The organism is Gilliamella sp. B2717, from assembly GCF_026536675.1.
Taxonomy (GTDB): Bacteria; Pseudomonadota; Gammaproteobacteria; order Enterobacterales; family Orbaceae; genus Gilliamella; species Gilliamella apicola_I.
In genome coordinates, this window is the sequence record NZ_JAFNNQ010000076.1 from 1 (window position 1) to 9,000 (window position 9,000).

Below are 9,000 nucleotides of genomic sequence, written 5' to 3' on the forward strand. Positions count from 1 at the left end.
TTCGAACGCTCGACAAACGGATTAAAAGTCCGCTGCTCTACCGACTGAGCTAACAACCCATAGAAAATTACTAAAAGTGGTGGGTGATACCGGGTTCGAACCAGTGACCCCCTCCTTGTAAGGGAGGTGCTCTCCCAACTGAGCTAATCACCCTTACCGTGTGGATGTGCATTATAAGGCACGTCTTATTTCAGTCAACCTTTTTTTTCATAATTTCGCAAAATTAACTTTGTTCGATTTAATTTTAATCTTATTTTGCGTAATACTTCGCAAAAATCCCTTTTTTTCATTTTTATTTAATCAATCCTTATTATGCTTGGTCATAAGGTAATTTAAAATCATAAGTACACAATCGATCATGTTTATCCGAAAATGTCGTATTAAAATATATATTGAACCCCAATGGTTACGGTATCAAATTATCTATTTGGTTAACACTCAAACAGCAAAACAAAATGAGACTACCGTTAACTACCCTTATCAAAACTTGAATGATGTTGAACAACTGATTCTTGAGCTGAAGAACCGTATTCCAACACAATCGGTTTTTGAACTTTATCTTAATGAAAATGATTTCCAAACCAAACAACTCAAACTTCCACCACTTAATTTAGCCTTAGGCGAACTAGCTTTATATGTTGAAGCATCGATTTATCAATTATTTGAACTCACCGCTACAAACGTCTGTTATGATTTTATTTATTCTGCTGACAAATCTTATCTTAATGTAACAATATGTAAACGTGATTATGTCAATGAGTGGCTGGATTTATTTAAAAAACACAATTTAAGATTACACTGTATTGGTGGAGTAATTAATGAAGAGATAATCAATTTTTTACCCTGGCGACAAGAAAAACAGAAAAGGCAGAAATTTTCGTTACTTGTTACTATGGTGTGCATAATGGGGATTGCTTGCTGTTCTATGGGTTATTTATGGCATCAAACGCAACTTAAACTCAGTCATTACACCCTATTAAATGTCGAACAACAACATAACGAAAAACGGTTAACTCAACAATTAGCAACTTTTATTCCTAAGCTGTCGGTTAGCCAACAACAAATTTATCACGTTTTAACACTACTTTCAGAACAATTACCACCTGTTATATGGTTAGAATCATTCCATTATCAACCGCAACAAGTGATGATTTCTGGTTATAGCTTTCGTCATATTGAGATTATCAATTTTAATCAAACGTTATTACGACAGGATAACATCATAAAAAGTCAGATTCATGACATAACCAGACAAGAACACAATTTGTCATTTAAAATGGAAATCACATTCAATGAAGAGTGATTTTTTTAATCGCCCACTTTGGCAGCAATATACTATCGGTTTTGTTACTATCATCACAATGATCATCATTAGCTATCTATTTTTTATTGAGGATATTGCTAATCAAGCCAAACAGCAATTTAAACAGCATCAGATTCAGAGTGAAAAAATAAAACAGCTACAAACCCAAATTGACCGATATCAAACCCAAATGAATAGATCATTCATTTTACTTTCAGAAAAAGATTTGGCTCATGCGATTACACAAAACCAGTTAACTTTACATGCATTCAGATACTATCGAACGGATAACAAAACGATGTGGGATATTGAGCTTCATGGACAATTTGCTAATTTTCTAAACTTATTATCGACCTTTAACCACAATAGCTATTATCTTGATTTATCTAATTTTAGGATTCTTCGACAAAATACTTATCTAATCATATCGTTTACATTATCTTTCGATAAGGAAACAACATGAATCATTATTTATTCTCTAGCTTAATTTTTATCATGATGATTTGCTTTAATGCTGATGCAAATCACCGTTTGGCACGCGATCCATTCAATCTGACTGATTTGATATCGTGTACCGAACAAACTAACCAATTATTAGCACAGATACAAAGCTGGCAACTTAGCGGAATTATACAATCACAGCACAATAATTATTATCAAATCTGGTTAACGTCAACACAGCAATGGTTAGCAATAATCAATAGTGAGATTCCTCCAATGTTATTGCCTTGGCAAATCAAAACGCTTACGAATGATAACGTTATTTGGCAAGCAAATCTGGCTCAATATTGTCAAGATAGTATTGTCTGGATGATGCCATTAAACAAGTGATATGAGGTAATTAACGTATGGCTAACATCCGATATCTTTTATTAAAACACCTCAAAAAATGGCAAATTATTAGCACTGTTTTATTCCTTGCTCAAGTCAATACTAGTTCAGCAACTAACAATCCATTATCTAAAGTAAACCATTCGGAACTTATTACGTTAAATTTTTATCAAACTGATATTGGTATTATTTTGCAAGCATTAGCTGACAGTAAACAACTTAATTTGATTATGACTGAAGACATAGCACAAAAACAGACTATTAAGCTTCAAAATGTCGATTGGCATAAAGCATTAATGATTATAATCAATAGCGCTAACTTACAAGCCAAAATTGAGGACAATATCTTATTTATTTCAAAAGTGGAAGATCCCGAACAGATTAATCAAAAACAACGATTAGATAAATTATCACTTGAACAGCGTTTACCCTTAGATACTTTACCTATACGTATTGAGCATGCCGATCTGAACACATTATTGGATATCATCCATAAGCAAGTGCTATTGTCAGAACGTGGTAAAGTGATTGTTGATAAACGGACTAACTCGCTGATCATCACTGATATTCCCCCCAAATTGACAGCGATTAAAAGTCTTATCACATTGTTGGACAAAGCAATACCACAAGTCCATATTTCCGCTCATATTGTCAATATGAGTGATGAAAGTATGTCAGAACTGGGGATTAAATGGGGTTATGTGGGGCAGCCTTCGCAGTTAATCAATAAGTTCGATGTAAAATTGGGCGCTGCCAGTTCAACAGCTAATCTGGGCTTTAATCTTGCGAAAATGTCTGGCAGTTTACTCAATTTAGAGTTATCTGCACTACAGGCGGAAAATCAACTTGAAATTATTGCCAGTCCTAACTTACTGACCGCCAATCAAAATATGGCTTCAATTAAACAAGGCACTGAAATTCCTTACGAAGTATCGAGCGGTAGCAGTGGCTCGACTTCCATTGAGTTCAAACAAGCCGTTTTAGGATTAGAAGTGACGCCTAAAATCATTGGTGAAGAGAGTATGATTTTAGATCTCCATATCACTCAAAACACCGCTGGGCAAGCGATTAAACGCAGTGATGGCGGTGAAGCCCTCGCTATAGATACGCAAGAAATCAAAACCCAAGTCAAGGTAAAAAGTGGCGAAACAATTGTACTTGGCGGTATTTTTCATCAAATAAATAGCAAAAACGATCATAATGTACCTTATGTTAGCCAAGTCCCTATTATTGGTAGTTTATTTAAGTACAAAAATAAAAAGCAACAAAAGCGAGAATTAGTCATTTTTATTACACCGCAATTAGTTGAGTAAATGTGTACAGAGTTGTATCATACCCTATATTTTATATTTTTACTTTGAGGTCAATAAAGGATTCAAAGTATTGTTTTTTAAATCATTGTGATTTTCACTTTTTACACTAGTAGAGAATATTATGTTTCATGTTGTCGCTTCAGATTTAGATGGCACCTTATTAACGCCTGAACACAGTCTTTCACCTTATACCAAACAAGTTTTGCAAGCATTACGTCAAAAAGGCATTCATTTTATTTTTGCTACAGGGCGACATCATATTGATGTTGCGCAAATGCGTGAAAATATGGAAATTGATGCATTTATGATAACGTCAAATGGCGCCCGAGTTCATGATAGTCATGGAAACTTAATTTTTAGCCAAAATGTCGAACCGACGCTCGCCAGTCAAATCGCCCAAGAGTGCACTGACGATCCATTAGTGTTTACCCATATTTACCGAGGTGATCAGTGGTTAATTAACAAAGAAGATGCTTATTCTCTTAGCTTTCATCAAGAAAGCCGCTTTACTTATGAGTTTTTTAATCCTTTTGACTTTGAAACAGATGACATTGCTAAAATCTATTTCACAACAAGTGATGATGCCCTTCATCCACATTTAGTCAAATTAAAAAATCGGCTTGATGAAAAGTATGGTGATCAAGTCAGTATTGCCTTTTCATCATTAAATTGCCTTGAAATTATGGGCGCTAATGTTTCCAAAGGCAGTGCGTTAAAAAAAGTGGTCGATAAATTAGGATTAGCATTAAACGATAGTATTGCATTCGGTGATGGCATGAATGATTATGAAATGTTAAAAATGGTTGGAAAAGGGTGTATAATGCAAAACGCCACGCCAGATTTACGACAAAAATTACCTGAATTAGAAGTGATTGGTTCAAATGCTGATGATGCCGTACCGCATTATCTTGATAAACTTTTTTCAATTAATCCCTAACCAAATTATTGATAAAAATGAAAGCCGACAAAGAACTTAACACAATTGGATTACGCTGTCCTGAACCCATAATGATGGTTCGCAAAACGATGAGAGAGCTTGCTGTTGGGCAAGTTCTTCTTGTGATTGCTGATGATTTGGCAACAACTCGTGATATTCCCAGCTTTTGCCGGCATATGGATCATGAACTATTAAGTTCACAAATTGAATGCCCACCTTTCTATTACTGGATAAAAAAAACGCATTAAATGCAGGTCAACATGTCACTAAAGATAGATATGTTTATCAATTAAAATCAAGTTGATATAGATAATATCGAAGTGTTCGCCAATCGCTAGTTGTCAAATTATCGCTCATCAAAAAAAGGGTACAGTGTTGCCCTGTTCGCCTTGATTTCAAATTCAAAAATAGACTATAACGAAGTATTAAGGGTTTTCGCATTAAATGCCATCGCTGATTGTGCCAATAAATCTGATTAATGTGATGAAATAAAGCTAATTCACCAGTTATTGTTTGAAAATAGCTAAGACTGCGCCACCACTCAACTATCAATAAAATGATCACCACAAATGTATAGGCGTTAAATGAGGTATCGGCAAATAAAAATAGGCTAGCCATTATTAACAATAAATAAAAACTTGATGAAATGATGATTTGCAAGTAAGATTGCTTAAGTTTTGTACTCCACATAATGATCACCCAAAAATAATAACGTCTAACTTTCTCATACTTTGCTAGAAATATTTTAGAATTTATCAATAATTGTGAAACAACACGCACATAGAATCGTATACGATAAATCGTTACTTATTTATTTAATATGGTTAACTTCAAAATTACGATAGATACACTAAAATCAAATTTTTAATGTGCAATGAAAAGGATTGAATGATTTTTAGAAAGAGTATTTTATTGTGTTGTTCGATTAAATTGAGTGCTAAGTATTGAAAACGAACAAAGGGACTTATCACTTTTTGTTTTATGCAATTTACTATAATTAGTATATACTCATCGACCTAAAAAAAGTTAAAAACCTTACAGGAAATAGAGTTTTTTTAATTATTTCCAAATTTACCTTAAATCAATTAGGTAGGAATGATTAGTGATGTTAGTTAGAGTAATAAAGTTTTTTCTCAAATTTTTTGCTGGTTGCTTACTGTGTGGCTTAGTCATCGGTATAGCTGGTTACGCCTATTATTCAAAGGATCTACCAGATGTTGCTACACTAAAAGATGTGCAATTACAAACACCGTTACAAGTACTCAGTAAAGATGGTGAGTTAATTGCGATTTTTGGTGAACGTCGACGTACGCCTCTTAAATATGATGAAATACCTAAAACGGTTATTAATGCGGTTATTGCCACCGAAGATTCCCGATTTTATGAACATTTTGGTATCGATCCAATCGGAATTATTCGCGCAATGTATATTGGATTAAAACAAAAAGGATTTTCACAAGGTGGAAGTACCATTACTCAACAAGTTGCTAAAAACTTCTTTTTAACTTCTGAAAAAAGTATTTCTCGAAAAGTAAAAGAAATGATCTTAGCGATCCGCATGGAAAAAGAGCTGTCCAAAGATGAGATCATGGCACTTTACTTAAACATGATTAACTTTGGTTCACGAGCTTATGGTGTTGCAGCAGCTTCCTATACTTTTTTTGGTAAAACACCTGATCAATTAACTTTAGATGAAGCCGCTTTATTGGCTGGTCTTCCGAATGCGCCTTCTGCATATAATCCAATTTCGCATCCTAATAAAGCATTAACAAGACGTAACTGGGTATTGGGACGAATGTTAGATCAATCCTACATTACGCAAGCGGAATATGATGAAGCCATAAAAAAACCTTTAAATGTCAGTTACCATTCTCCACAGATCGCCTTTTCTGCTCCTTATATTGCTGAAATGGCACGGCAATTTATGTTTGAAAAATTTGGCGAAAAAGCCTATACCGACGGTTATAAAGTTTATACCACTATCTCAAAACAAGACCAAATTGCCGCAACAGAATCAATACAAAAATCGATCATTGATTACGACAAACGACATGGTTATCGTGGTGCTAATAAAATTTTATGGAAAGAAAATGAAACCGCGTGGGATGACGCAAAAATCCTCGAAACATTAAATAAATACACCTGTTATAGTGGAATCTGCCCAGCCGTTGTGCTGAAGTCTACGGATAAACAAGCATCAATTGTTTTAACTGATAATAGTCATGTTGAGATTTTGTTCGATGGCATGAAATGGGCAAGACCATTCATCAATGATAATAAACAAGGCGCTTATCCACATAAAGTATCAGACGTGCTAAAAGCGGGCCAGCTTATCTGGGTGAGAAAAGTTAACGACTTATGGGAACTGTCTCAACTACCCACTGTCAATGCGGCATTGGTTTCATTGGATTCTGAAAATGGTGCGATAAAAGCAATTGTCGGTGGTTTTGATTTCAATCTCAGTAAATTTAACCGTGCGACACAAGCACTGCGTCAATTAGGCTCAAACATAAAGCCATTTATCTATACTGCAACGTTAGAACATGGCTTAACAATGGCAACACTCCTTAATGATGCACCGATTGTTCGAACAACAGGCAGCACGACCTGGAAACCCAAAAACTCACCACCGCAATACGCAGGCCCTTTACGTCTACGCATTGGTTTAGGTATGTCTAAAAATGTCATGATGGTACGAGCCTTACGTGCGGTTGGAATCGACTATGCCGCCACTTATTTAGAACGATTTGGCTTTCCTAAAGAAAATATTTCGCATAACGAATCGCTTGCTTTAGGTTCTGCATCATTTACGCCTTTACAAGTAGCAAGAGCGTATTCTGTTATCGTTAATGGCGGCTATTTGATTACCCCTTATCTAATTGAAAAGATTGAATACACAAGTGATAAAAGTATTATCTATCAACATCAACCTGTTATCGCTTGTCACGACTGTCAAGATGATCTCATTATTACTGACTCAACACCTCAAACTAATAACGATGTGGAAAATGCTACCAATGAATCTGGCAGTGAAGAGCCTGAACAAGCGAATCTCCGAGCGGATGATAATATCATTATTCCTGACATTGAAATTAATCATGAAAATAATAATAAGCCTATCACACCAATTTATGCACCACATACATTAAGTAGTGATATTGCCTTCATTATGAAAGATGGGTTACGTTCAACGGTATTTGGAGGTTCAGATTGGCAAGGAACAGCATGGCGTGTTAAAGCTTTAGGTCGACGAGATGTAGGCGGTAAAACGGGGACAACCAATGCATCTAAAGATGTTTGGTTTTCTGGATTTGGTGCCAATATTGTCACAACTGTATGGATGGGTTTTGACGATCATCGTCGTGAATTAGGAAAAACCTTCCGCGCTGAAGGCGGAGCCAATACGGCCAATCCAATATGGGTTGACTATATGAAAGAAGCATTAAAAGATGTGCCAGTTGTTACCGATGTTCAACCGGAAAACGTAATTAGTGTTACAATCGACCAAAAAACAGGATTATTACCACAATCTGGTGCAAACACCATGACAGAATATTTTATTAAAGGCACTGAGCCTACCCGTTATGCAACTAAAGAAGTCGGTACCGAAACAACAGATTCGGACGGTAACATTTCTGAACTATTCTAATTGAGGTATGATAATGAATGGTTCAATCAGAATAATTGGCGGAAAATGGCGAGGACGTAAATTAGCTGTACTTGACAAGCAAGGGTTGCGTCCGACCACAGATCGCATTAAAGAAACACTGTTTAACTGGCTAATGCCAGTTATTCATGACAGCACCTGTCTGGATTGTTTTTCAGGTAGTGGTTCATTGGGATTCGAAGCCGCTTCACGCGGGGCTAAAAGCGTGACGTTACTTGAAAAAGACAAGCAAGTCGCGAGCCAACTCAACAAAAATAAACAGCTCATAGCAAGTCATGCTATCGATATCTACCATACAGACACTTTAAATTGGTTGAATAAACCCGCCCAAAAAAAGTTTGATATCGTGTTCATCGATCCCCCCTTTCATCAAGGTTTAGTTGCCGATACGGTAAACTACCTTGAGAAAAATAACTGGCTAAACGCCTCATGCTACCTCTACATTGAGACGGAAATCGATCACAATGTATTGAGTTACATTCCGAATAACTGGCATTTACATCGCGAAAAAACCGCCGGTCAAGTTCATAGTTATCTATTTATACGAGAAGAAATTTGATGTTCATATTATTTGGTAAGATTTTTTATTCTATAGTTTGGCTATTTTTATTCGTCAATTTAATCCACCCCTACCCAACACCAGCCAATGTTGTTGCCTATGTAGGTTTACTCATTTTTACGCTTTTGCACGGTTTACAAGCTTGGATTCTTTACTCAACGATGACCAATCAAGAAAAGCGAGAGGATAAATTTAAACCACTTAGACTATTTATTTTTGGTTTTTTTGAATCACTTAGCTGGAAATATAAAAAATAGTTAAAAAAAAATCTTGCGACCTCAAAAATTTTTTGTATAATGCTCACCACTTCTTACGAAGAATTCCAAAAAGCGGGAATAGCTCAGTTGGTAGAGCGCAACCTTGCCAAGGTTGAGGTCGCGAGTTCGAACC

Annotated in this window: 10 protein-coding genes and 1 tRNA gene; 9 read left to right on the forward strand and 2 right to left on the reverse strand. The window is 35.7% G+C overall.

Features of this window, described 5'->3' with window-relative positions; genetic code table 11:
• Positions 1-77: 77 nt before the first annotated feature.
• A tRNA-Val gene (locus J3U35_RS06860) sits at positions 78-153 on the reverse strand.
• A 205-nt stretch (positions 154-358) separates the two neighbouring features.
• Between J3U35_RS06860 and J3U35_RS06865 the strand changes: the two genes are divergently transcribed.
• The 6 genes from J3U35_RS06865 (at position 359) to tusA (ending at position 4,632) form a co-directional block, all read left to right on the forward strand.
• A complete protein-coding gene (locus tag J3U35_RS06865) occupies positions 359-1,303 on the forward strand; it encodes a PilN domain-containing protein (RefSeq protein WP_267360418.1) in 945 nt (314 codons plus the stop codon).
• Positions 1,293-1,766 carry a hypothetical protein gene (locus J3U35_RS06870; protein WP_267360420.1) on the forward strand — a complete coding sequence of 158 codons (474 nt, stop codon included), beginning with the start codon at positions 1,293-1,295 and terminating at the stop codon, positions 1,764-1,766. Before J3U35_RS06865 ends, J3U35_RS06870 begins: the two co-directional genes overlap by 11 nt.
• On the forward strand, positions 1,763-2,134 hold the full coding sequence (locus tag J3U35_RS06875; RefSeq protein ID WP_267360421.1) for a hypothetical protein: 372 nt from the start codon (positions 1,763-1,765) through the stop codon (positions 2,132-2,134). Before J3U35_RS06870 ends, J3U35_RS06875 begins: the two co-directional genes overlap by 4 nt.
• A gap of 17 nt (positions 2,135-2,151) precedes the next feature.
• Positions 2,152-3,447 (forward strand): secretin N-terminal domain-containing protein, encoded by a 1,296-nt coding sequence (locus tag J3U35_RS06880; protein ID WP_267360423.1) that lies wholly within the window; start codon positions 2,152-2,154, stop codon positions 3,445-3,447.
• Positions 3,448-3,568: 121 nt separating this feature from the next.
• Complete coding sequence (locus J3U35_RS06885; RefSeq protein ID WP_267351257.1) at positions 3,569-4,384, forward strand: Cof-type HAD-IIB family hydrolase; 816 nt, start codon at positions 3,569-3,571, stop codon at positions 4,382-4,384.
• An 8-nt stretch (positions 4,385-4,392) separates the two neighbouring features.
• Positions 4,393-4,632: a sulfurtransferase TusA gene (gene tusA / locus J3U35_RS06890; protein ID WP_411597448.1), complete on the forward strand. Its 240-nt coding sequence runs from the start codon at positions 4,393-4,395 to the stop codon at positions 4,630-4,632.
• 37 nt (positions 4,633-4,669) lie between these two features.
• On the opposite strand, the gene J3U35_RS06895 is transcribed toward tusA, so the two are convergent.
• Positions 4,670-5,074 (reverse strand): protein YgfX, encoded by a 405-nt coding sequence (locus J3U35_RS06895; RefSeq protein WP_267360425.1) that lies wholly within the window; start codon positions 5,072-5,074, stop codon positions 4,670-4,672.
• Positions 5,075-5,489: 415 nt separating this feature from the next.
• Here J3U35_RS06895 and J3U35_RS06900 point away from each other — a divergent pair, with 415 nt between their 5' ends.
• The 3 genes from J3U35_RS06900 to J3U35_RS06910 are packed head-to-tail and all read left to right on the forward strand — an operon-like array spanning position 5,490 to position 8,867.
• Positions 5,490-8,033 (forward strand): penicillin-binding protein 1A, encoded by a 2,544-nt coding sequence (locus J3U35_RS06900; RefSeq protein WP_267360427.1) that lies wholly within the window; start codon positions 5,490-5,492, stop codon positions 8,031-8,033.
• Between the two features lie 13 nt (positions 8,034-8,046).
• Positions 8,047-8,610 carry a 16S rRNA (guanine(966)-N(2))-methyltransferase RsmD gene (gene rsmD / locus J3U35_RS06905; protein WP_267351251.1) on the forward strand — a complete coding sequence of 188 codons (564 nt, stop codon included), beginning with the start codon at positions 8,047-8,049 and terminating at the stop codon, positions 8,608-8,610.
• Positions 8,610-8,867 (forward strand): DUF1145 domain-containing protein, encoded by a 258-nt coding sequence (locus tag J3U35_RS06910; RefSeq protein ID WP_267351250.1) that lies wholly within the window; start codon positions 8,610-8,612, stop codon positions 8,865-8,867. Before rsmD ends, J3U35_RS06910 begins: the two co-directional genes overlap by 1 nt.
• Positions 8,868-9,000: the final 133 nt, after the last annotated feature.

Coding starts and splice junctions, on each gene's coding strand:
- J3U35_RS06865 (WP_267360418.1), top strand. CDS start 359: ATGTTTATCCGAAAATGTCGTATTAAAATATATATTGAACCCCAATGG.
- J3U35_RS06870 (WP_267360420.1), top strand. CDS start 1,293: ATGAAGAGTGATTTTTTTAATCGCCCACTTTGGCAGCAATATACTATC.
- J3U35_RS06875 (WP_267360421.1), top strand. CDS start 1,763: ATGAATCATTATTTATTCTCTAGCTTAATTTTTATCATGATGATTTGC.
- J3U35_RS06880 (WP_267360423.1), top strand. CDS start 2,152: ATGGCTAACATCCGATATCTTTTATTAAAACACCTCAAAAAATGGCAA.
- J3U35_RS06885 (WP_267351257.1), top strand. CDS start 3,569: ATGTTTCATGTTGTCGCTTCAGATTTAGATGGCACCTTATTAACGCCT.
- J3U35_RS06895 (WP_267360425.1), bottom strand. CDS start 5,074: ATGTGGAGTACAAAACTTAAGCAATCTTACTTGCAAATCATCATTTCA.
- J3U35_RS06900 (WP_267360427.1), top strand. CDS start 5,490: ATGTTAGTTAGAGTAATAAAGTTTTTTCTCAAATTTTTTGCTGGTTGC.
- rsmD (WP_267351251.1), top strand. CDS start 8,047: ATGAATGGTTCAATCAGAATAATTGGCGGAAAATGGCGAGGACGTAAA.
- J3U35_RS06910 (WP_267351250.1), top strand. CDS start 8,610: ATGTTCATATTATTTGGTAAGATTTTTTATTCTATAGTTTGGCTATTT.